The sequence below is a fragment of the Streptosporangium carneum genome (assembly GCF_027922005.1).
Taxonomy (GTDB): Bacteria; Actinomycetota; Actinomycetes; order Streptosporangiales; family Streptosporangiaceae; genus Streptosporangium; species Streptosporangium carneum.
This window is the reverse complement of the sequence record NZ_BSEV01000006.1, coordinates 145,873-168,290: the sequence shown is the minus strand read 5'-3', so window position 1 is coordinate 168,290 and position 22,418 is coordinate 145,873. Positions and strand designations below refer to the sequence as shown.

23 protein-coding genes are annotated in these 22,418 nt (G+C 70.1%); 19 read left to right on the top strand and 4 right to left on the bottom strand.

Translation table 11 applies throughout. The features are described from left to right. Nucleotides 1-6 precede the first annotated feature (6 nt). Entirely contained in the window at nt 7-609 is a 603-nt protein-coding gene (cobO, locus tag PKF00_RS15980; protein ID WP_271218476.1) for a cob(I)yrinic acid a,c-diamide adenosyltransferase, read from the top strand. Next, nucleotides 603-1,910 carry a cobyrinic acid a,c-diamide synthase CobB gene (locus PKF00_RS15975; RefSeq protein ID WP_271218305.1) on the top strand — a complete coding sequence of 436 codons (1,308 nt, stop codon included), beginning with the start codon at nt 603-605 and terminating at the stop codon, nt 1,908-1,910. The genes cobO and PKF00_RS15975 overlap by 7 nt, the downstream gene beginning before the upstream one ends. A 165-nt stretch (nt 1,911-2,075) precedes the next feature. Here the strand turns inward: PKF00_RS15975 and PKF00_RS15970 are convergent, their stop codons facing one another. Beyond that, nucleotides 2,076-2,870, bottom strand: coding sequence for a serine/threonine-protein kinase (locus tag PKF00_RS15970; RefSeq protein WP_271218304.1), 795 nt, complete (start codon nt 2,868-2,870; stop codon nt 2,076-2,078). A 97-nt stretch (nt 2,871-2,967) separates the two neighbouring features. Beyond that, complete coding sequence (locus PKF00_RS15965; protein ID WP_271218303.1) at nt 2,968-3,375, bottom strand: hypothetical protein; 408 nt, start codon at nt 3,373-3,375, stop codon at nt 2,968-2,970. A gap of 225 nt (nt 3,376-3,600) precedes the next feature. Here PKF00_RS15965 and PKF00_RS15960 point away from each other — a divergent pair, with 225 nt between their 5' ends. The 8 genes from PKF00_RS15960 to PKF00_RS15925 all read left to right on the top strand — a co-directional run bounded on the left by PKF00_RS15960 (nt 3,601) and on the right by PKF00_RS15925 (nt 10,653). Beyond that, nucleotides 3,601-3,810, top strand: coding sequence for a ubiquitin-like protein Pup (locus tag PKF00_RS15960; protein ID WP_271218302.1), 210 nt, complete (start codon nt 3,601-3,603; stop codon nt 3,808-3,810). 529 nt (nt 3,811-4,339) lie between these two features. Continuing rightward, complete coding sequence (gene prcB / locus PKF00_RS15955; protein WP_425582217.1) at nt 4,340-5,188, top strand: proteasome subunit beta; 849 nt, start codon at nt 4,340-4,342, stop codon at nt 5,186-5,188. Between the two features lie 25 nt (nt 5,189-5,213). Further along, a complete protein-coding gene (gene prcA / locus PKF00_RS15950) occupies nt 5,214-6,005 on the top strand; it encodes a proteasome subunit alpha (protein ID WP_271218301.1) in 792 nt (263 codons plus the stop codon). A 119-nt stretch (nt 6,006-6,124) separates the two neighbouring features. After that, the gene (locus PKF00_RS15945; RefSeq protein WP_271218300.1) at nt 6,125-6,634 is read left to right on the top strand and encodes a hypothetical protein; all 510 of its coding nucleotides are present in this window, start codon (nt 6,125-6,127) and stop codon (nt 6,632-6,634) included. A gap of 145 nt (nt 6,635-6,779) precedes the next feature. Further along, entirely contained in the window at nt 6,780-8,138 is a 1,359-nt protein-coding gene (pafA, locus tag PKF00_RS15940) for a Pup--protein ligase (RefSeq protein ID WP_271218299.1), read from the top strand. Between the two features lie 96 nt (nt 8,139-8,234). Beyond that, complete coding sequence (locus PKF00_RS15935; RefSeq protein WP_271218298.1) at nt 8,235-9,182, top strand: FKBP-type peptidyl-prolyl cis-trans isomerase; 948 nt, start codon at nt 8,235-8,237, stop codon at nt 9,180-9,182. Between the two features lie 319 nt (nt 9,183-9,501). Then, nucleotides 9,502-10,143, top strand: coding sequence for a helix-turn-helix transcriptional regulator (locus tag PKF00_RS15930; RefSeq protein WP_271218297.1), 642 nt, complete (start codon nt 9,502-9,504; stop codon nt 10,141-10,143). A gap of 33 nt (nt 10,144-10,176) precedes the next feature. Continuing rightward, the gene (locus PKF00_RS15925) at nt 10,177-10,653 is read left to right on the top strand and encodes a DUF3291 domain-containing protein (protein ID WP_271218474.1); all 477 of its coding nucleotides are present in this window, start codon (nt 10,177-10,179) and stop codon (nt 10,651-10,653) included. Here the strand turns inward: PKF00_RS15925 and PKF00_RS15920 are convergent. Continuing rightward, entirely contained in the window at nt 10,599-11,765 is a 1,167-nt protein-coding gene (locus PKF00_RS15920) for a DUF3866 family protein (RefSeq protein ID WP_271218296.1), read from the bottom strand. The genes PKF00_RS15925 and PKF00_RS15920 overlap by 55 nt on opposite strands. Before the next feature lie 56 nt (nt 11,766-11,821). Here PKF00_RS15920 and PKF00_RS15915 point away from each other — a divergent pair, with 56 nt between their 5' ends. The 7 genes from PKF00_RS15915 (at nt 11,822) to PKF00_RS15885 (ending at nt 19,044) form a co-directional block, all read left to right on the top strand. After that, on the top strand, nt 11,822-12,781 hold the full coding sequence (locus PKF00_RS15915) for a helix-turn-helix transcriptional regulator (protein ID WP_271218295.1): 960 nt from the start codon (nt 11,822-11,824) through the stop codon (nt 12,779-12,781). A 43-nt stretch (nt 12,782-12,824) separates the two neighbouring features. Further along, nucleotides 12,825-13,781, top strand: a complete 957-nt coding sequence (locus tag PKF00_RS15910; protein WP_271218294.1) for a helix-turn-helix transcriptional regulator — start codon at nt 12,825-12,827, stop codon at nt 13,779-13,781. Between the two features lie 24 nt (nt 13,782-13,805). After that, nucleotides 13,806-13,994: a hypothetical protein gene (locus PKF00_RS15905; RefSeq protein WP_271218293.1), complete on the top strand. Its 189-nt coding sequence runs from the start codon at nt 13,806-13,808 to the stop codon at nt 13,992-13,994. 65 nt (nt 13,995-14,059) lie between these two features. Further along, nucleotides 14,060-14,392 (top strand): Sec-independent protein translocase subunit TatA, encoded by a 333-nt coding sequence (tatA, locus tag PKF00_RS15900; protein ID WP_271218292.1) that lies wholly within the window; start codon nt 14,060-14,062, stop codon nt 14,390-14,392. Between the two features lie 48 nt (nt 14,393-14,440). Continuing rightward, entirely contained in the window at nt 14,441-15,319 is an 879-nt protein-coding gene (gene tatC, locus PKF00_RS15895) for a twin-arginine translocase subunit TatC (protein ID WP_271218291.1), read from the top strand. Nucleotides 15,320-15,336: 17 nt separating this feature from the next. After that, nucleotides 15,337-16,221, top strand: a complete 885-nt coding sequence (locus PKF00_RS15890; RefSeq protein WP_271218290.1) for a YegS/Rv2252/BmrU family lipid kinase — start codon at nt 15,337-15,339, stop codon at nt 16,219-16,221. A gap of 93 nt (nt 16,222-16,314) precedes the next feature. After that, nucleotides 16,315-19,044, top strand: a complete 2,730-nt coding sequence (locus PKF00_RS15885) for a DEAD/DEAH box helicase (protein ID WP_271218289.1) — start codon at nt 16,315-16,317, stop codon at nt 19,042-19,044. Nucleotides 19,045-20,566: 1,522 nt separating this feature from the next. On the opposite strand, the gene PKF00_RS15880 is transcribed toward PKF00_RS15885, so the two are convergent. Continuing rightward, nucleotides 20,567-20,902 carry an alpha-amylase inhibitor gene (locus PKF00_RS15880; RefSeq protein ID WP_271218288.1) on the bottom strand — a complete coding sequence of 112 codons (336 nt, stop codon included), beginning with the start codon at nt 20,900-20,902 and terminating at the stop codon, nt 20,567-20,569. A 275-nt stretch (nt 20,903-21,177) separates the two neighbouring features. Between PKF00_RS15880 and PKF00_RS15875 the strand changes: the two genes are divergently transcribed. Beyond that, on the top strand, nt 21,178-21,591 hold the full coding sequence (locus PKF00_RS15875; protein ID WP_309298403.1) for a tyrosine-type recombinase/integrase: 414 nt from the start codon (nt 21,178-21,180) through the stop codon (nt 21,589-21,591). Nucleotides 21,592-22,233: 642 nt separating this feature from the next. Beyond that, on the top strand, nt 22,234-22,401 hold the full coding sequence (locus PKF00_RS15870; RefSeq protein WP_271218286.1) for a hypothetical protein: 168 nt from the start codon (nt 22,234-22,236) through the stop codon (nt 22,399-22,401). Nucleotides 22,402-22,418: the final 17 nt, after the last annotated feature.

Here is a 22,418-nt window from a genome sequence, read left to right as displayed (position 1 = left end):
ATGACGATGCCGCAGGGCAAGCCGGTCAGCGTTCCCGAGGACGGGCTGACCACCAGGCAGCGCCGTACCCGGCCGCTGCTGATCGTCCACACGGGGCCGGGCAAGGGGAAGTCGACCGCCGCGTTCGGCCTGGCCCTGCGCGCCTGGAACCAGGGCTGGCCGATCGGCGTGTTCCAGTTCGTCAAGTCCGCCAAGTGGCGCATCGGCGAGGAACGCGCCCTGCGCGTCCTCGGCGACTCGGGCGAGGGCGGCACGGTCTCCTGGCACAAGATGGGGGAGGGGTGGTCCTGGATCCAGCGTCCCGGCAGTGAGGAGGACCACGCCGCGGACGCCCGCGAGGGCTGGGAGCAGATCAAGCGGGACCTCGCCGCAGAGACGTTCCGCCTGTACGTGCTCGACGAGTTCACCTACCCGATGAAGTGGGGCTGGATCGACGTCGACGAGGTCGTGCGCACCCTCGCGGAGCGGCCCGGCAGCCAGCACGTCGTCGTCACCGGACGTGACGCCGACTCCCGGCTGCTCGAGGCCGCCGACCTGGTGACGGAGATGGGCAAGGTCAAGCACCCGATGGACGCCGGACAGAAGGGTCAGAAGGGCATCGAATGGTAGCCCGCCTGGTGATCGCCGCACCGGCCTCGGGGGCGGGCAAGACCACGGTCGCGACCGGGCTGATGGCGGCGCTCACCCGGCGGGGCATGGCGGTCTCCCCGCACAAGGTGGGGCCCGACTACATCGACCCCAGCTACCACGCCATGGCCACGGGCCGTCCGGGGCGCAACCTCGACCCCTGGCTGGTGGGGGAGGAACTGGTCGCCCCGCTGTTCCTGCACGGCGCGGCGGGCGCCGACCTCGCCGTGGTCGAGGGGGTGATGGGCCTCTACGACGGGGCGGGGGCGAGCGAGTTCGCCTCCACCGCGCACGTCGCCAGGCTGCTGGACGCCCCGGTCGTCCTGGTGGTCGACGCGGCCAAGCAGAGCCGCTCCGTGGCCGCGCTCGTGCACGGGTTCGCCTCGTACGACACCAGGCTCAGGTTCGGCGGGGTGATCCTCAACCGGGTCGGCTCCGCCAGGCACGAGGACCTCTGCCGTCAGGCCCTGGCCGAGAGCGGCGTCCCGGTGCTGGGGGCGATCCACCGCAGCGACGCCGTCGCCGCCCCCTCCCGTCACCTCGGCCTGGTGCCCGTCGCCGAACGCAGGACGCAGGCGGCCCGCGCCATGGACGCCGTCGCGGAGCTGGTCGCCGCCTCCTGCGACCTGGAGGAGCTCGTACGGCTCGCCCGCACCGCCCCCGCGCCTGCCGCCACGCCCTGGAGCCCGGGGCCCGCCGCGCCCGTCACCACGAGGGTCGCGGTCGCCGGAGGTCAGGCGTTCACCTTCGGCTACACCGAGCAGGCCGAGCTCCTGGCGGCGGCGGGAGCCGAGGTCGTCACCTTCGACCCGCTCGTCGACGAGGCCCTGCCGGAGGGGACGGGGGGAGTGGTCATCGGCGGAGGCTTCCCCGAGGTCTACGCGGCCGAGCTGGCGGCGAACGAGCCGCTGCGCAAGGAGGTCTCCGCGTTCGGCGGCCCGATATCCGCCGAGTGCGCGGGCCTGCTGTACCTGTCCAGGAAGCTGGACGGCAGGCCGATGTGCGGGGTCCTGGACCTCGAGGCCAGGATGACGGGCGCCCTCACCCTGGGCTACCGCGACGCGGTGGCGGTGCGGGACTCGGCGCTGACCAGGACCGGTGAGCGCTACCGCGGCCACGAGTTCCACCGCACGGCCGTCGACCCCCTGCCGGAACGCCCCCTGTTCCGCTGGCGGGGCGGCGCGGACGGCTTCGCCGAGGGGCGGGTCGTCGCCTCCTACCTGCACCTGCACTGGGCGGGCAGTCCCCAGCTCGCCGCCAGGTTCGTCGAGGCGTGCCGCTGACGGCCTCGCCGTGCCCCGCTGACGGCGGGGCCGTCGAAATCCTCTGATCTACGTTGTAAAGGGCGTCGGCCGTCACCGTGACGGCCGCAGGCCCGGTCCTGACCGCGCGCCGCCCGCGGGGGAGCTCGACCGGGCGGCCAGGGCCGGCGGTTCCGCGGAGCAGGCTCAGGCGGCGCTGAAGCAGCGCATCTTGGCCAGCATGGCCGAGGTCTGCTCCGCGCTCAGCCGTGCCCGGGGGTCCTTGCGCAGCAGGCCGCGCAGGACGGGCTCCAGCGCGCCCGCCCGCTGCGGGGCCCGCGCGGGCTCCCTGAGCGCCTCGACGAGGGCGGGCATCGAGCTCACCGACCTGAACGGGGTCCTGCCCTCGACCGCCATGTAGAGCGTCGCCCCGAACGACCACATGTCCGCCTCGCGTGTCCCGCCCCGGCCGTGCAGGGTCTCCGGCGCGATGAACGCCGGGGTGCCGCGCATCGAGGTGCCCGCCGTGCCCTCGGGGGCGGCGAAGCCGAAGTCGGCCAGCACCACCCGGTCGCCCGTCAGCATGATGTTCGCGGGCTTGATGTCACGGTGGATCACCCCGCCGTCGTGCGCGTGCCGCAGGGCGTCCAGCAGCCTGCGTCCCATCGCGGCCACCAGGTCGGCGGGGAGAGGGCCCGCCTGCACGAGCGTGTCGTGCAGGGTCAGCGCCTCGAGGAACTCCATGACGATCCAGAGCCGCTCGGACTCCTCGGCCAGGTTGTGCACGGTCACGATGCCCCGGTGGCTCAGCCGGGCGGCCATCCGCGCCTCGCGCACCACCCGCCGCCGCTGCTCCGCCGCGGCGGGGCCCGGTGGCAGGACGATCTCCTTGAGCGCCACCACCCGCTCCAGTAACAGGTCGTAGGCGCGCCAGACCACGCCCGTCGCTCCCCGGCCGACGGGGGAATGAAGCTTGTAGCGGCTGGCGACGATGGTGCTCACCCGCCAATGATCGCAGTTTTGCGCCGCGTTGGCCTACTTGGAACGATCCTGACTCGCCGAGCATGGTCGATAAATTCAAATACACCCTGTAAAGGCATCAGATCAGGCCAATGCCGAGCAGCAGCGTACCCGCGCCCAGGGACACGCCGCCGACGCCCGTGAGCCAGATCAGCCTGTTCGGCCTGGTGTCCGAGGGGCGGACGACCGACAGGAAGAAGCCGAGCGGCATCAGGATCGGCGCCGCCACGATCAGGATCCTGGTCAGGGTTCTGGTGGCGTCCGACATGGCGGCCTGGTCGACGTAGAGCAGCGCGACGAGCGCGAAGAGCACCAGGACGCCCGCGTGGGCGTGCCCCGCCCGCCACAGGCCCCGCCGTACCGGGTTGTCGAGGTAGCCGGGGATGTGGCGCATGATGTGCGCCAGCAGGGAGAGCCCGCCGAAGGCGACGGCGGGAACGGTGATCAGGAGCACTCCCGCGGTGCTCAGCGACGACGACGACAACATGGATCCTCCGTTGGATAGCGATGCTAGCCAATTGTTGGATAGAATCGCTATCCAGTCAAGCGCGGGCGGATTTGCCTCCGGACGGGAGATGCGGGTTGTCTTGCGGGTGAGGCCGGAGGCGACTTCGGCGGACTCTGACAAAGATCGAGGACGATCCACGCGAAATGTCTGCCGGTTCGGGGAAGATATTGGGCAACAGACGTCCCCCATGTGGAGGTGCCACAGATGGCTAGCAAGGACAGCGGAGGCCAGAAGCAGACCGGGCGGACCGACAAGGAGGTCGAGGAGACCGCGCCCGCGGACTCCACCGACGTCCAGGACCGCCACGAGAAGCTTTCCGACGACGTCGACGCCATCCTCGACGAGATCGACGAGGTTCTCGAGGAGAACGCCGAGGAGTTCGTCAGGTCGTACGTTCAGAAGGGCGGCCAGTAGGCGGACGCCCCTGGCTCGCCTCCTCTCGGAGTGAGAACGGAGTCGTCGCGGGCTCGAGACCGGACGGGGTGAGGCCGCGCGCCGCGGCACCGGGTCCCCACAGGGCGCGAGCGCCGCTGGGAACATAGGAAAACGCAGGGAGACGAGAGACGCGCCGGTTCCGGCCGTCACCGCCGTGGACGACGGGTCGACCGGCCGTCGCCTGTCCCGTCATGCCCGGATGACGCGGACCGGCGAAACCGGTCGCGGCGGTCGCAGGCCCGGCCTCCCGCCGTCGTGCGCGCCGTCCGGCCCGCCCGCGCCGCTCACGGGACGCCGGCCGTGGAACGCGCCGATCATGGAACGCGCCCGTCCCGGCGCGCCCCGCGGAGGCGGAGGATCGCCCGCGCCCGCCGGTGTCAGGCCCGGTGCAAAGATTCGATGATCCGCGCGAAGGGGGTTCGCGCTGAGCTGATCCAGGGAAGTGCATGCAGCACGGCAAGATGAGTAAGGTCGGGCCTTATAGGACCGCACCTTTGGAGGGAGTCGCGTGGGATCGCACAGGGACCTGCCCGCCGGCATGGTGAATCACATCTTCACGAACAGCGGGATTTCCTCGTTCACCGAGTTCGTCGGCTCCTACGCGCCGGACTTGTTGCCCGGCAGAAACGAGACCCTGGCAACCCCGGTCGGCGACCATGTGCCGCACGCCACCACGATCGTCGCCGCGACCTGCGCGGGCGGCGTGGTGATGGCCGGTGACCGCAGGGCGACCTCGGGGAACATCATCTCCCAGCGGGACATGGAGAAGGTGTTCCGCACCGACGACTACTCGTGCATGGGCATCGCCGGGGCGGCGAGCACCGGCATCGAGATGGCCCGCCTCTACCGGGTCGAGCTCGAGCACTACGAGAAGATGGAAGGCAGGACGCTCTCGGTCGCGGGCAAGGCGAACCGGCTCGCCACGATGATCCGCGGCAATCTCGGCATGGCGATGCAGGGGCTGGTCGTGGTGCCGCTGTTCGCCGCCTACGACCCCGAGGTCGACGGCGGACGGATCTTCGGCTACGACGTGGGCGGCGGTCCCTACGAGCAGCAGCAGTACCACTCGATCGGCTCCGGCTCGATCTTCGCGCGGGGCTCGCTGAAGAAGCTCTACCGGGAGAACGCCTCGCCCGAGGAGATCATCCTGGTGCTCATCAACGCCCTGTACGACGCCGCCGACGACGACTCGGCGACCGGCGGCCCCGACGTCACCCGAAGGATCTGGCCTGTCGTAGCGCAGATCACCGCCGACGGCTTCCACCGTCTGTCCGACGAGGAGGTGGGCGGTCACGTCCAGACCGTCCTCGAAACGCGGATGAGCTCCCCCGACGGCCCCGTCGCCCCGCTGCGCTAACACGAGAGGATCACCCCAGGTGTCCATGCCTTTTGGATATGTCTCGCCCGAGCAGCAGATGCGGGACAAGGCGGACTACGCGCGCAAGGGCATCGCGCGAGGCCGCAGTGTCGTCGTCCTGCAGTACGAGCACGGCATCCTGTTCGTCGCCCCCAACCCCTCCCGGGCCCTGCACAAGATCAGCGAGATCTACGACAGGATCGGCTTCGCCGCGGTCGGCCGCTACAACGAGTTCGAGGCGCTGCGTCTCGGCGGCATCCGCTACGCCGACATCAACGGCTACAACTACGCCAGGGACGACGTCACCGCGCGCGGCCTGGCCAACCTCTACGCGCAGAACCTCGGCCAGATCTTCACCGAGTCGCCGAAGCCGTTCGAGGTCGAGATCGTGGTCGCGGAGGTGGGCGACTCCTCGGAGGAGGACCACATCTACCGCCTCACCTTCGACGGCTCGGTCTTCGACGAGACCGGCCTGGTGGCGATGGGCGGTCAAGCCGAGGCGGTCGCGGGCAGGCTCAAGGAGCGCTACAGCGAGGGGCTCCCGCTGGCCGAGGCGCTCGAGGCGGCGCTGTTCGCGCTCACCGAGCCCGGTGGTGAGCGTTCCCCGGCCAGCCAGCTCGAGGTCGCGGTGCTCGACCGCAACCGTCCCCACCGCAAGTTCCTGCGTCTCAACGGCCCGAGGCTGGAGCGCCTGCTGGCCGAAGGCGCCGGGGGCGCAACCCAGGAGACCGCGCCCGAGGCTCCGGGAACCCCGCAGACGCCGGACCTGCCGCCGACCGCCCCCGAGGGCGACCTCGACACCGGCTCGAACGGCTGACCGTCCCCTTCGCGTGACGGCGGAGCGCCGCGTCCCCGTCCGGGGTGCGGCGCTCCGCTGTGACGGGGATCACCCTCTGCCGGGCCAACCGTCTCCCCCGGGGCGTCGTCGTAACGGGCATGAAGCGTTCCCTGCTGGCCGCCGCCGCCGTGCTCTCCGTAGCACTGGCCGGCGCGATCCCCGCCGAAGCCGCGGCGATCCCGGACTTCCCCGCGCCGAAGACCTTCGGGACCACGTTCCAGAGCGATCCCGGCCACGACTTCACCAAGCACATCAGCTCCCGCAAGGACGGCATCCTGCGCGGCTGGATCGTCCACGTGAGCCCGCACGACGCGGAGTACACGCCGATCAAGTGGGTGAAGGACAAGTACAGCGAGGGGCACTTCGTCGGCCCGCCCGAGGGGGACGTGACCGCCTACGCCTCGCCCGTCGCCAGGAACGTCGTCTTCCTGAGCGCCTTCGGCTGCTCGGCCAACCTCAACGGGTTCACCGTCGACAAGAAGGGGCTCGGGGCCAAGCGCTGCTCCCGCAAGGTCCTGCTGACCAGAGCGGCGAAGTTCCAGCGTCCCTCGCTGATCACCGTCTACCGGGGGCAGATCGTCAAGGTTCAGGAGATCTACACCCCCTGAGCCCCGTCGTACGGCTCACGCCCCGATTCCAGCGGGCGTGAGCCCCGCTCACGCTTAGCCGAGCATCCCCGGGGGCATAAGCCGTAGGACCGAAAACCCCCACTGATCCCTCCCGCCAGAGGGGTTCGGCGAATAGTGTGAGGCAATGGATCGTCGCATCTTCGGGCTTGAGAACGAGTACGGCGTCACCTGCACGTTCAGGGGACAGCGACGGCTGTCGCCCGACGAGGTCGCGCGTTATCTATTTCGCAGAGTCGTCTCCTGGGGCCGGTCGAGCAACGTCTTCCTGCGCAACGGGGCGCGTCTCTACCTCGACGTGGGCAGCCACCCCGAGTACGCCACCCCAGAGTGTGACAACGTCGTGGAGCTCGTCACCCACGACAAGGCGGGCGAGCGCATCCTCGAGGGCCTGCTCGTCGACGCGGAGAAGAGGCTCCGCGAGGAGGGCATCGCCGGAGACATCTACCTGTTCAAGAACAACACCGACTCGGCGGGCAACTCCTACGGCTGCCACGAGAACTACCTGGTCGGCAGGCACGGGGAGTTCGGCCGCCTGGCGGACGTGCTCATCCCCTTCCTGGTCACCCGCCAGATAATCTGCGGGGCGGGCAAGGTGCTGCAGACCCCGCGCGGGGCGGTCTACTGCGTCTCCCAGCGGGCCGAGCACATCTGGGAGGGCGTCTCCAGCGCGACCACCCGGTCCCGGCCGATCATCAACACCCGCGACGAGCCGCACGCCGACGCCGAGCGCTTCCGTCGCCTGCACGTCATCGTCGGCGACTCCAACATGAGCGAGACGACCATGCTGCTCAAGGTCGGCGCGACCGACCTGGTGCTGCGCATGATCGAGGCGGGCACGGTGATGCGCGACCTGTCGCTGGAGAACCCGATCAGGGCCATCCGGGAGGTCTCCCACGACATGACGGGGCGGCGTCGCGTGCGCCTGGCCAACGGCAGGGAGGCGTCCTCGCTGGAGATCCAGCAGGAGTACCTCGCCAAGGCGCGTGACTTCGTCGACCGCAGGGGAGGCGACGACATCAGCCACCGGGTGCTCGAGCTGTGGGAGCGGACGCTCACCGCCGTCGAGACCGGAAACCTCGACCTGGTCGCCCGCGAGATCGACTGGGTCACCAAGTACCAGCTGATCGAGCGCTACCGCAGGAAGTACGACCTGCCGCTGTCCAGCCCCAGGGTCGCCCAGCTCGACCTCGCCTACCACGACGTGCACCGCCGCCGAGGGCTGTTCTACCTGCTGCAGAAGCGCGGCGCGGTCGAGCGGGTCGCCTCCGACCTGAAGATCTTCGAGGCCAAGTCGGTTCCGCCGCAGACCACCAGGGCGCGGCTGCGCGGGGAGTTCATCCGCAGGGCGCAGGAGAAGCGGCGCGACTTCACCGTCGACTGGGTGCACCTGAAGCTCAACGACCAGGCGCAGCGCACCGTGCTGTGCAAGGACCCCTTCCGCAGTGTGGACGAGAGAGTGGACAAGCTCATCGCGGGCATGTGATGGTCACGCTTCGGCAAGGTCGCCCTCCGCCTTACCGCACCCGTATGTGAGGGCGGGTAGTGTGGCGCAAACCTGACGTCTGCTTGAGGGATACCTATGCGCCGCCGCAGCCTGGCCGTACTGGCCGCAGTGCCGTTGTTGTTCGCCGCAGCCTGCGGCTCCGAGGGGGGCGCGGGCAGTGCCGCCTCTCCCGCGAGCGCGGGGGCGCCCGCCCTGAAGGTCACCGGGGCGGCGAACGCCAAGCCGACCGTCGCCTTCCCCGCGAAGGTGGTGGAGACCTCCTCCTACCAGGTGGTCACGCCCGGGACCGTCGGCGCCCCCGCCAAGGACGGAGGCAACGTGGTGGCCAACTTCACCGTCTTCACCTGGGACGGCAAGGAGAACAAGCTGGCGGGCTCGACCTATGACGAGGGAGGCCCGCAGCTGATCACCCTCAACGAGCAGGTTCCCGAGATCCTGCGCAAGGGCTTCGCGGAGACCAAGGGCGGAGGGCGGTTCCTGTCGGTCGTCGGCAAGGACGCGCTGCCCAAGGAGCAGCAGGCGCAGGCGCCCGCGGGCCAGTCGCAGGTCTTCGTGGTCGACGTGGTCGGGGTTCCCTCGGGCAAGGCCGCCCAGGGCACCGCGACCGACCCCGGCCTCAAGGGCGTCAAGGTGGAGAACCCGGGCGGCGACGCCGCGCCCAAGCTGACCACCAAGACCAAGGAGAAGGCGCCGAAGGAGCTCGTCTCCAAGGTCGTCATCAAGGGCTCCGGGCCCGAGGTCAAGTCCGGCCAGTCGATCCTGGTCCAGTACGCCGGCAAGATCTGGGGCTCTGACCTCGAGTTCGACAGCAGCTGGTCGCGCGGCGGTGAGCCGATCATGTTCCAGATCGGCACCGGCAAGGTCATCAAGGGCTGGGACCAGGGCCTGGTCGGCGTCCCGGTCGGCAGCCGCGTGCTGCTGAGCATCCCGCCGGACCTCGGGTACGGCAAGCAGGGCTCCGGCGAGAAGATCAAGGGGACCGACACGCTGGTCTTCCTGGTCGACGTCGTCGCGGCCTACTGAGCGGCCCGCTGGGCGGTCTGACGGGCGCGCTGACAGCGCCTCGTCGGGAGCCGCCTTCTGACATCGCTCCCTGACGGCGGCTCGCCGCAGGGGTTTCTCCGCCGACAGGGCCCGTGAGGGCTCGGTGAGGCGGTCTCGCAGGACCCGGTCACGCTCCCGCGTGGCCGGGTCCTGCGGCGTTCACGCGCCCTTCCCCCGTTCTTCCCCCGTCCTTCCCCCGCGCTGTCCCCATGCCTGTCCTCGCGTCTGTTCCCGTGCCTGTTCCCGTGACGTCCCGAGCGAGGGACGCGGCCGCGCGGGCGACGCCTAGAATCCCGCTGTGAGCAGCGACGACCTCGGCACGGTTGCGACCCTCCACGATCCGGTTCGGCGGGCCGTCTACGAGTATGTGATCTCCCTGGGCCGCGAGGCGGGGCGCAACGAGGTCGCGGAGGCGGTGGGGGTGCAACGGACCCTGGCCGCCTTCCACCTCGACAAGCTGGCCGAGGCGGGACTGCTGGAGTCGGGGTTCAAGCGGCTGACGGACAGGACGGGCCCCGGCAGCGGCCGCCCGGCGAAGGTCTACCGCAGGGCGCGGGGGGAGTGGCAGGTCAGCGTCCCGGCCAGGGACTACCGCACGCTCGCGCTGGTGCTCGCCGAGGTGGTGGACCTGCTCGGCGGGGACGAGGTGGCGCAGGAGGCGGCGAGGCGGGTCGGGGCGGGGCTCGTGGCGGAGGGAGAGGACCTCGGCCGGGCGCTGAGCGAGCGCGGTTACGAGCCCTACGAGGCGGAGGACGGCCTGCGGCTGCGCAACTGCCCGTTCCACGTGCTGTCGATGGAACACCCGCTGCTGGTGTGCTCGGTGAACCTGGCGTTGTGCCGTGGGCTGCTCGAAGGTCTGGGGAACGACTCCGCTACGGCCAGGCTGGATCCCAGGCCGGGGGAGTGCTGCGTCGTCTTTTCTAAAAACAATGAGAATTGACATAGAAGGGCGAGGGATGGTCTGCTGGTGGTCATGCACCTCGCCCAGCTGAACGTCGCCCACATGCGCGCCCCCGTCGACTCACCCGAACTCGCCGACTTCGTCGCAGCCCTCGACCCCCTCAACCGGCTCGCCGAGGACGCGCCCGGCTTCGTCTGGCGGCTCAAGGGAGGCGAAGGCCCCCAGGACGTCGTCGAGCACGGGTACGGCGACCACCTGCTGATCAACTTCTCGGTGTGGGAGTCGCGCGACAACCTCTGGGACTACGTCTACCGCAGCGCCCACCTGGGCCTTCTGCAGCGGCGCAGGGAGTGGTTCCTGCGCGTGGCCGAGCCGTACTCGGTGATGTGGTGGATCCCCGAAGGGCACGTCCCCTCACTGAAGGAGGGGATGGGGCGCCTGGAGGCGCTCAGGGCTCAGGGCCCCACGCCGGAGGCCTTCACCTTCAAGCAGTTCTACGACAGCAGTGAGGCCGCGTGGCGTCCCGCCGCGGCCGAGGCCAGGAAGTAGGCCAGGTCCTCCTCCAGCCCCCGGCCCATCGTGGACAGCCGCACCGGACTGCCGGCGAGCGCCTCGTGCAGCCCGTCCACGGACACCCCGACCAGCTCGTGCCGCGAGGCCAGCGCCTCGGCCTGCTCGGCCACCCGCCTGCCGAAGTCGCCGGGCAGCTCGGGCACCGCGATCCGGGCGGGGGCGAGGGCGACCCTGCCGTAGGCGGTCAGTGAGTGGTGGGAGACCCCGACGTGACGCTCACGCAGGTCGCCCTCGCTGACCCGCAGCGCCGCGACGGGCCTGCCTCCGAGCACGGCGACGGCGTTGACCGCCTCGCCCGCCGAGACGCCGGAGAAGCCCCAGCGGGTGCCGGTGCCCAGGTTCCCCGGCCCCTGGGTGACGATCGCCACGTCGGCGCCCAGGACGTGGCGGGCCGCGAGCAGGCCCGTGTGCAGCGTCACGGCCTCCACGTCGCCGCCGAACGCCTGCCCCACCGTGACCACCCCGTCCAGCCAGCCGACCTCCCTGAGCCGGGCGCAGGACATGGAGAACCAGGCGGGCAGCGCGCCCCCGTCGAGCATCACGTAGGCGACCCTGGGAGGCCGCCCCTGCGCGGGAGGCGGCGACGGCGCGGCCTCGGCGCCCCCGTCGCCTCCTGGGCCCTCGAGCGAGTCCTCGCGGGGGTTCTCACCGGAGGTGGGAGGGTGCGAGCCGTACAGGCCGCACAGGATCGCGGGAAGCGCCGAGTGCAGGTCGGCGACCACCACCGGCATGCCGTCCAGGGAGTCGGCCTCGCGGAGCGTCTCGTGGAAGGGCGAGTCCTGTTCGTCGGCGCCGAGCACGGTTGCCTGCAACGGGGTGTAGCGTGCCTTCACCAGGTGTCCGGGACCCTGCGGATCTTTCGGCAATCTGTTCGGGAGCGCCACCACCATGGCGTAACCTCCCGTACCGAGACCCATGGCGAGCGCGGTCGTGTTGAGCAGCACCGCGTCGCCTGGCTCAGGACGCCCCACCAGGGCGGGGTAGGCCAGCGCGCGCACGCTGCCATCCTCGGTGGTGACGTCGAGTTCCACCGCCCCCGGCCACTCGCGCCGGATCCGTACGACCTCGCCCCTGCGCCATCTGATCACCGGGGAAGAGTAGCGCCACCTGGACGTAGAGTCATTTGAACAGGGAAGGAGGCCGGATGTCGCGCCGGAAGACCGAGCGGTTGCTGAACCTTGTGATCTGCCTGCTGGCCACGAGGCGGCCCCTCAGCGCCGAGCACATCCGCCAGGCGGTGCCCGGCTACGACGCCGCCAACGACGAGGCCTTCCAGCGGATGTTCGAGCGGGACAAGAACGAGCTGCGTGAGATCGGCATCCCGATCGAGGTCCAGAAGGACCCCTGGGAGGAGGACCCGGGCTACCGGATCGTCCGGCAGGCCTACGAGCTGCCCGAGATCACCCTGGAGCCCGACGAGGCGGCCGTGGTCGGCCTCGCCGCCCAGGTGTGGCAGCGGGCCAGCCTGGCCGAGGCCGCCAGCGGGGCGCTGCTGAAGCTGCGCGCGGGGGGCGTGGAGACCGACGAGGCGGGAGGCATGCTCGGCGGGGCGCTGGAGCTGCGGGTCGACACGCGCGACCCGGCCTTCCCCGCCCTGTGGGAGGCCGTGCGCGACCGGCGCGCGGTCCGCTTCCCCTACCGGGCGGCGGCCAGCGAGAGCGTGCTGACCCGCACCGTCGAGCCGTGGGGCGTGGTCAGCCGCCGCGGCCGGTGGTACGTCGTGGGACACGACCGCGACCGCGGCGCGTCCCGGGTGTTCAGGCTCAGCCGGATCAGCGGCCCCGTCGTCCCGGTCGGCCGCCCGGGAACCGTCGTGGTCCCCGACGGCGTCGACATCACGTCGATGGTCGGCTACCGCGACGACATGACGGTGCAGGAGCGCACCGCCCTCATCCGGGTCCGCGAGGGAGCCTGCCAGGGGCTGCGCCAGGTGGCGAAGGCCGTACGGCAGGGGCGGGACGGCTGGGACGAGCTCGACGTCGACTTCACCGACCCCGAGAGGCTGGCAGGCTGGGTCGTCGGCTTCGCCGCCGACGCCGAGGTGGTCGGGCCGCCCGACGCCAGGGAGGCCGTGATCTGCCGGCTGAAGGGGGCGCTGACGTGACGCGCGACGCCACGGGCACACAGTGGAGCTGGAGGAGCGAGGCATGAGCACGGCAGACCGGCTGCCCAGACTGCTGGCACTGGTTCCCTACCTGATGTCGCACCCGGGGGCGCAGGTGCCCGAGGTGGCGAAGGTCTTCGGGCTGAGCGAGAAACAGCTCATCGACGACCTGCAGCTGGTGTGGATGTGCGGGCTGCCGGGGCACACCCCCGGCGACCTGATCGACGTCTCGTGGGACGGCGGCGAGATCATCATCGACAACGCCGAAACGATCGCCCGCCCGCTGCGCCTCGGCGTCGACGAGGCCAGCGCACTGCTGGTGGCCCTGCGCATGCTCGCCGAGCTGCCGGAGTTCGGCGAGCGTGACGCGCTGACCCGGGTCATCGCCAAGTTCGAGCAGGCCGCAGGCGAGGGCGCGGCCGCGGTCAGCAGCCAGGTCGCCGTCGAGGTCGACGCGACCCCGGACGCGCTGCCCACGGTCAAGGAGGCGCTGCGGCGCGGCAGGAGGCTGTCGCTGCGCTACTACGTGCCGGGTCGCGACGAGGTCACCCCGCGCGAGGTCGACCCGATGCGCCTGGTCGTGGTGGACGGCCGCTCCTACCTGTCGGGCTGGTGTTACCGGGCGGAGGCGGTGCGGCTGTTCCGGCTCGACCGGGTGCTCACGGTCGAGATCCTCGACGTGGCCGCCGATCCGCCCGCGGACGCCACCCCCGACGAGGTGACGCCCGGTGTCTTCCGCCCCTCGCCGACCGACGAGCTGGTGGAGCTCGAGCTGACCCCCGCGGGCCGCTGGGTCGCCGAGTACTACCCGTGCGAGCAGGCGCAGGAGCTCGGCGAGGGCCGGATGCGGGTGGCGCTGCGGGCCCGCGACCAGGACTGGCTGGTACGGCTCGCGCTGCGCCTCGGCGACACGGGGCGGGTGCTGTCTCCCGCCTCGCTGGCCGAGAGCGTCAGGCAGGCCGCGGCGTCGGCGCTGAATCGTTACGAGTCGGTTTCCTGACCCGCGGAGTTATGATCTGCTGATATGAGCTGGATCTTCGCCGCGGTCGGCCTGGCCTTCGCCGGGCTGCTCGTGCTCGGTTTTCTGGGGGTTCGCGTGCTGCTCGCGACCCGGGAACTGGGCAGAGAGGTCGACCGGATGCGCCGGATGATCGCCCCCGCACACAGCGCCTTGAACGAGCAGGTCCGGACAATCCAGGCCCGGAAGGGATGAGTCTGTGCTCGCGGGAGCGTACGATCGGGCAAGAGAGTGCATGTCGTTCGGCTTAAGGATGTGTCATGCCCAACCTGGGACCCACTGAGCTGATCATCATCGGGTTGATCCTGGTGCTGCTGTTCGGTGCCAAGAAACTGCCGGAAGCGGCTCGCGGGCTTGGCCGGTCGCTGCGTATCTTCAAGTCGGAGACCTCCAAGCTGCGCGACGACGAGGAGACGGGCGCCCCCGCGGCCACCGTCGTCCAGGCACAGCCCCAGCCCGCCGCCCCGGCTCCGCAGCCGCTCACCACGGCTCAGGCGCCCGCCCCCGCGCTGTCGGCGGAGGAGCAGGCCCGCGCCCTGGAGGAGCAGGCCGCGAAGCTGCGCGCCCAGGCTGGCGCGGCCAAGCCGCAGTAGGCTCCACCTCGCTCCTGATCACCTCACTCGTCGGACCGGGATTCGCGAATGGCGCTGCTGAAATGGCCCAAGCCGGGCTCGAACGGATCGGTGCCGCCCGAGGGGGCGGCAGAGGGACGCATGTCGCTCATGGAGCATCTCCGTGAGCTGCGCAACCGCATCCTGATCTCCTTTCTCGGCCTGGCCGTCGGCATCGGGATCGGCTTCGTCTACTTCGACCCGATCTGGAATTTCCTGGAGGAGCCGTACTGCAGCCTCCAGCAGGCCCAGCAGCTGCGGCCGGGGCAGTGCACCTTGCTCGTCCTGGGAGTCTTCGAGTCCTTCTTCGTCAACCTCAAGGTGGCGGCCCTGTTCGGCCTCGTCGCCTCCTCCCCGGTGTGGCTGTACCAGATCTGGGCCTTCGTCACCCCCGGTCTGTACCGCAACGAGAAGCGTTACTCCCTGATGTTCATGGGGCTCGCCGTCCCCCTCTTCCTCGCCGGGGCGGGCCTGGCCTACCTCGTCACGGACACCGGTCTGGCGATCCTGCTCAGCTTCGCCCCCGAGGGGACGCTGACCGGCCTCACGATCGACGAGTACCTCAGCTACATCCTGGTCATGATCGTGATCTTCGGTGTCTCCTTCGAGCTGCCGCTGCTGATGGTGTTCCTCAACGTGATCGGTGTTCTGCCGCGGGCCACGGTGGCCAAACACCGCCGCATGACCATCTTCATCATGTTCGTCTTCGCGGCGATCGCCACCCCGAGCACCGACCCGTTCTCGATGGTCGCCCTGGCGATCCCGATGGTCGGGCTGTTCGCCCTCGCCGAGGGGTTCATGTACCTCAGGGAGAGACGGGCCTCGAAGGACGAGGACTTCTCCCATCTGTCCGATGACGAGGCCTCTCCTCTTGACCTGGGAACGACGGATACCGACCAGATCAAATAGGCGATAAGTTCCGGTCTGTGCCCGGAGAGATCGCCGTCCTCGTCAATCCCGCAGCCCGAGGCGGCCGCTCGCGCGGCCTGCTGGCCCCGGTGCTCGACCGGCTGGGGAGAGACGGGCACGAGGTCTCGGTGATCGTGGGGGAGTCGGCGGACGACGCCCTGAGGCACGCCCGGGAGGCCGTCGCGGGCAGGCCCGAGGCGCTGGTCGCCTTCGGCGGCGACGGCCTGGTGCACCTGGCCGTCCAGGCGGTCGCGGGAACCGGCACCCCGCTGGGCGTCATCCCCGCGGGCACGGGCAACGACATCGCCGCCGCGCTCGGCCTGCCGAGAAGAGCACCCCTGGCCGCCGCCGACGTCGTGCTCGCGGGCGGGATCCGCGTGCTCGACGCGGCGAAGACGGGCGAGGAGTGGTTCGCCGGGGTGATGGCCTGCGGCTTCGACTCCCGCGTCAACGAACGGGCCAACCGGATGACCTGGCCGCCGGGCATGGCCAGATACCTCCTCGCGCTGGCCGAGGAACTCCGCTCCTTCCGGCCGATCCCCTTCCGGATCACCCTTGAGGGACCCGGCGGCTCCGAGACGATCGAGCGCGAGGCCATGCTGGTCGCGGTCGGCAACACCTCCTCCTACGGCGCGGGGATGCGCGTCTGCCCCGACGCCGTTCCCGACGACGGCCTGCTGGACGTGACGATCCTCGACGCCGTGCCCAAGGGCCGCTTCCTGCGCGTCTTCCCGCAGGTCTACCGGGGCTCCCACGTGGGCAGCCCCTTCGTCGAGACCAGGCGCGCGGCCAGGGTCACCCTCGAGGCCCCCGACGTGATCGCCTACGCCGACGGTGAGCGGATCGGTCCCGTCCCGCTCACCTGCGAGATCGTCCCCGGCGCGCTGCGGGTCCTGCTGTGACCCTCCTGCGGCGGGCGGCGGCCTCTGCCCGCCGAGAGTTCGCCGAGTCCACGCCGGACGGACCGGAATCCCGATATCGGTAGGCTTGGAGACATGACGACCCCAGCGGAACGTTACGCTGCCTTCCGTCAGAGCCAGGCCGACAGCGGGCCTGCACTGACCTCGTTCCGCGGTCTGTACGACTTCGAGCTGGACGACTTCCAGCTCGACGCCTGCCGCGCTCTCGAGGCGGGCGACGGAGTGCTCGTGGCCGCCCCCACCGGCTCGGGCAAGACCGTGGTGGGCGAGTTCGCCGTGCACCTGGCCCTGGAGGAGGGCCGCAAGTGCTTCTACACGACCCCGATCAAGGCGCTGTCCAACCAGAAGTACAACGATCTCGTCAAACGGTACGGCGCGGCCAAGGTCGGCCTGCTCACCGGTGACAACAGCGTCAACGGCGAGGCCCCCATCGTCGTCATGACGACCGAGGTGCTGCGCAACATGCTCTACGCCGGGTCGGGGACCCTGGCGGGGCTCGGCTTCGTGGTCATGGACGAGGTGCACTACCTGGCCGACAGGTTCCGCGGCGCCGTATGGGAAGAGGTGATCATCCACCTGCCCGAGTCGGTCCGGCTGGTCGCCCTCTCCGCCACGGTCAGCAACGCCGAGGAGTTCGGCGAGTGGCTCGGCGAGGTCCGCGGCGACACCAGCGTCATCGTCGACGAGCACCGCCCGGTCCCCCTCTGGCAGCACATGCTCGTCGGCCACCGCCTGTACGACCTGTTCGTCTCCGAGGAGGACGGCAAACGCCCGCTGGTCAACCCGAACCTCCTGCGTCTGGCCAGGGACGAGGAACGCCAGGCCTACGGCAGGGGCCGCAGGGGTTACTCCCGCCCGCGCAGGAGCGGCCCGCCCGACCGCGCCCAGACCATCGAGCGTCTCGACGCCGCGGGCCTGCTGCCCGCGATCACCTTCATCTTCTCCAGGGCCGGCTGCGACGCCGCGGTCATGCAGTGCCTGTACGGCGGGATCCGGCTCACCACGGACGCCGAACGCCACGAGATCCGGCAGATCGTCGACGAGCGCACCGCGCACCTGCCCGACGAGGACCTGGCCGTGCTCGGCTATCTCGAGTGGCGCGACGCCCTGGAGCGAGGCCTGGCCGCCCACCACGCGGGCATGCTGCCGGCCTTCAAGGAGGTCGTCGAGGAGCTGTTCACCCGTAGCCTGGTCAAGGCCGTGTTCGCCACCGAGACCCTCGCGCTGGGCATCAACATGCCCGCGCGCTCCGTGGTGATCGAGAAGCTCGACAAGTGGAACGGCGAGACCCACGCCGACCTCACCCCGGGCGAGTACACCCAGCTCACCGGCCGGGCGGGACGGCGCGGCATCGACGTCGAGGGCCACGCGGTGGTCCAGTGGCAGCCCGGCATGGACCCGCTGCAGGTGGCGGGCCTGGCCAGCACCCGGACCTACCCCCTGCGCTCCAGCTTCCGCCCCTCCTACAACATGGCGGTTAACCTGGTCGGCCAGGTCGGCAGGGAACGCGCCAGATCGCTGCTCGAGTCCTCCTTCGCCCAGTTCCAGGCCGACAGGGCGGTCGTCGGCATCGCCAAGCAGGTGCGCCGCCACGAGGAGGCGCTGCAGGGCTACCGCGAGGCGATGACCTGCCATCTGGGCGACTTCGAGGAGTACGCCGCGATGCGCAGGGCGCTGTCGGACCGGGAGGCCGAGCTGTCGCGGCAGCGCGGCGCGGCCCGCAGGGCGCAGGCGCTGCGCTCGCTGGAGGCGCTGAAGCCCGGTGACATCATCCGCGTTCCCGGCGGGCGCAGGGCGGGGCTCGCGGTCGTCCTCGACCCGGGACTCAACTCCCGGGGCGAGGGCCCCTCCCCGCTGGTGCTGACCATCGGCAAACAGGTGAAGAAGCTCTCACCCGCCGACTTCCCCGTCCCCGTCGAGCCGGTCGAGCACCTGCGCATCCCGAAGAACTTCAACGCGCGCTCGCCGAAGGAGCGGGCCAACCTGGTCTCCTCCATGCACGCCAAGATCGGCGACCGCGACTTCGGCAAGCCCGCCAGGGCACGCGACCACGCCGCGGAGGACGAGGAGATCCTCCGCCTGCGCAGGGAGATCCGCCAGCACCCCTGCCACGGTTGCGACGAGCGGGAGGACCACGCCCGCTGGGCGGAGCGCTACTACAAGCTGCTCCGCGAGACCGAGGGGCTGCGCCGCAGGGTCGAGGGCCGCTCCCACGTCATCGCCCGCACCTTCGACAAGGTCTGCGGGGTGCTCGACCAGCTCGGCTACCTCGACGGTGAGAACGTCACCGGAGAGGGCCGCCGTCTGGCCCAGCTGTACACCGAGCTCGACCTGCTCACCGCCGAGTGCCTGCGCGCCGGGCTCTGGGAGGGCCTCGACCCGGCCGAGCTCGCCGCCAGCGTCTCCTCGCTGGTCTTCGAGTCCAGGCAGGCCGACGAGGCGCGCCAGCCGAGGATTCCCGCGGGCGGGGTGCAGAAGGCGCTGGGCGACATGGTCCGTCTGTGGGGCGAACTGGAGTCCATCGAGAGCGATCACGGCCTGTCGTTCATCAGGGAGCCCGACTTCGGGTTCGCCTGGGCGGCCTTCCGCTGGGCCAGGGGTCACACCCTGGACGCGGTGCTGGGCGACGGCGTCAACGGCTCCGAACTGGCCGCGGGAGACTTCGTACGCTGGATCAAGCAGCTGCTCGACCTGCTCGGCCAGATCTCCGACGCCGCGCCGACCGGCAGCAAGGTGAAGCAGAACGCGGGCAAGGCGATGGACGCGCTCAGGCGCGGCGTGGTGGCCTACTCCTCGTTGACCTGAGCTGCGGTTCGTTGACCTGAGCTGCGGTGTTCGCTGGGGTCGGTTGGTTTGCTTGGTTGGCTGGGTCCGCTTGGTTCGTTTTGTTTGCTGGGCTGGGCTTTGTTCGCGTGGAGGGGGGCGGGTGGTCCGGCCGGCCGTCTCAGCTGAGCTCTGGTGAGATCAGGCCTCCGGCCTGGCGGGCGCCGGTGGTCGCGGTCCTTTTATACGCCGGCCGGACCACCCGCCCCCCTCCACGCCATGCTGCTCCGCCGTACGCCCTGCGGACCGTAGTCGCTCCCTTTCCGACCGCCCAGCGTCCTGACTGACGCTGAAGCAATCCGCCGTGGTTCGGTTCAGGGCACCTCGTCGTAGCTGAAGCCCCCGTGCGGAAAGGAGCGCAGGGCTGAGCTGGAAAAACCCCCGGGGAGAGAAGGGCCTCCCCACCCGTGAGGCGCCGGCTTCGCTGGGCCGCCTGTTGCCCGCCCTCTGATCGTTGCTCAGGGCGTCCTCAGCGACATCCTCGGGCACAGTGCCCCCACCGGCGTTCTCGGGCACAGCGCCCACCCTGACGTTCTCAGGCAGGACACCCTCACTGACCTTCTCGGGCACAGCGCCCACCCTGACGTTCTCAGGCAGGACACCCTCACTGACCTTCTCGGGCACAGCACCCCTGCCCCCACTGACGTTCTCGGGCAGACACCCCCGGCACTCTCAGGCAGGGCACCCCCAGTGGTGTTGTTGGGCAGAGCACCCCACTCGACTTCCGGGGCTCCTGACAGAGCGATCTCCGCTGTGATTTGACCCCTCGCCGCCACGACAGCAGGAACAGGACGACAACGGGAAGCGAGAGCGGGACGACAGCGGGCCAGGGGAAACGGCCGCCACCACCGACCCCCGTGACGGGCTGGCCTCGAACCGCCCGCGTGACCGGCAGCGACAGCAGGCGACACCACCCCGGCCGGCACCGCCACTGAAAACACTCCCGCCGGCACGCGGCGAACACGGCCGACCCCCTGGCGGGACGCCCCCGGCGGGAACGAACGCACAGTGATGACCATCACCTGCCGGAGAAGCCGAACGGGACTCCCTGCCCAAGAACGCCGGTGGGGGTGTCCCGCCCGAGAAGGGGTGCCACCGGAATACGGCAGAAACGGGCTGCGCGGGGGTGCTGACCGGACAGAATCAACGTTCTGTCCGGTCAGATCTCACGCTGGGCTACTTCACCCCTGGCGACACCGACCCGAGCGCCGGGCCTGGTGGGACATCCCATCAGAGCGGACCTCCGTACAACAGGGGACGGGCGGTGCGGTGGTGTGCCTACCGCACCGCCCGGCTTGAGTCCATCCGGCCCGGCCCGGCCCGGCCTGTGGCCGTGCGGCTCACCGGTCCCGGGCCGCCCCTGCAGAAGAGACGGCCGAACGACGAACGGGTCTGACAGACTCCATTCTCAGGACCCATGGACGCGTTTATTAACGGCGAGGCCTTAACTGTTCTTGTTGTGCTCGGGAATAGGCGCGAGCGCGACTTGATGTCGTTTTCGGTATCAGCACAGGGCCAGGTGGTCGTACTGCCCGGTCACGCCTTGGTAGTGCCACGTTCTCGACTGGTTGTTGAGAAGCTCGATGCAGACGCTGTCGGGGGCCCAGTCGACGATGACTCTGACGTACATGGTGCGACCGCATCTGTTCGTCATGAACACGTCGAAGCCGCCGGGCACCTCGTACACGGGGCGGCTGACGCAGGTTGGCGCCTCCACGAGCAGGGCGGGGGCGGGGTCGGGCTCGGATGCGGCGTAGGAGCCGGGGGCGGTGGCGAGCAGTGCGCCACCCGCCATCACTGCTGCGGCGGCGGCGCTGGCGAGCTTCTTGAGCAGGCGCATGTCGTGCTCCCTTCCTTTGGTGTATGGGATTTGGTGCTCAATGCTGCCGAAAATGATGGCAGCCGAAACCAGAATTTTGCGTGCGCCTTTGGGGGCGGCGTCGATCGTGCTGAATGCGACGGCATCGTGGATTCTCGGCCGCTTAGCCCCGGCCCGCTTTCCTCAGGGACCCAATATGATGGTGCATTTTGATCGACGCTGAATCAATAGCACGGAGCGGGAAATTTACTTCGCGACTCTTTGTATCGAGTTTTAGCCACTAAAGACATATCGAAGTGTCGGTGCCGGCCGGTCGGCACCGCCGGGCCGGTGTTCCTGGCCGACCGGCGCGCCCCTGTCTCCGGATCTGCGTGCCCGCGGCCCCCGACATCTGCCCCGTCACCGGGCGGGGCCGCCTGCCCTATTCGTGTGCCGAGTACCTGTTCAAGACCGCCTCCGCCCAGCTCGACCAGCACCGTCAGGGGTGGACGTCGCACCAGCTTCGCCACAGCGCGCTGCAGCATCTCGCCCAGGCCGGGCGTACCGCCCCGGAGTTGCAGGCCAGGAGTCGCCACCAGCACCTTGCCAGCCTCGGCCGCTATGTGCGCCTAGAGGATGTCGCGTCTACCGCCGAACCCGTTGAGCTGCGGCTACAGCAACCCGCGGCCCCTTTCCGGCGTATTCCGGCCGCCCCCGGAGAACACCCGTAGGCGTGTCCTGCCCGAGAACGTCGGTGGGGGCGTTGTGCTCGAGAACGTCAGGGTGGGCGTTGGGCCCGAGAACGCCGCTGGGGGTGCTGTGCCTGAGAGCACCGGTGGGGGTACTGCGCCCGAGAATGTCGGCGGGGGTGCTCTGGGCAACGATCAGGGGGCGGGCAACAGGCGGCCCAGCGAAGCCGGCGCCTCACGGGTGGGGAGGCCCTTCTCTCCGCGAGGGTTTTTCCAGCTCAGCCCTGCGCTCCTTTCCGCACCGGGCTTCAGCTACGGCGATCGACCATGGATGGAACCCTGGCAGGTTGCTTCAGCCGCCCAGGGATGAATGGGCGGCCGGAAAAGGGAGCGACTACGGTCTGTGCGCCCCCCTCCACGCGAACAAAGCCGAACCACCCCAACCAAGACAACAAAGCGGACCAGCCGAACGAACCAGTCGAACACCGTTGGGCCGCCGCGAGCGTCGCCTGCGGCATCGTCTGCTGTGCCGGGTTCCCTGCCGCCCTGAGGCTAACTGACCGCCCGGTCAATACCTTGTGACGCCTGGCGTGCGGAACGTCACCTTCAGGGCTGTTTTCCGGGAGACCGTCCCGGAAATCCCCATGTCAGAACCCCGTTGGACCCCCGCCCAGGGAGGTAGGCATGTTCGCCCTCGCCGCCGCACTGCTGTTCGTTCTCGCCCTGATCTTCCAGATCGCCGGTGTGGCCGTCGGCACCGTCGTAACCGTCACCACGCTCGCCATCGCGGGACTGCTCTGCGTCGCCCTGCACCTGGCAGGTGTCGGAGCGGGCTGGACCCTGAAGAGGTAACCGCAGGCAGGCGGCCC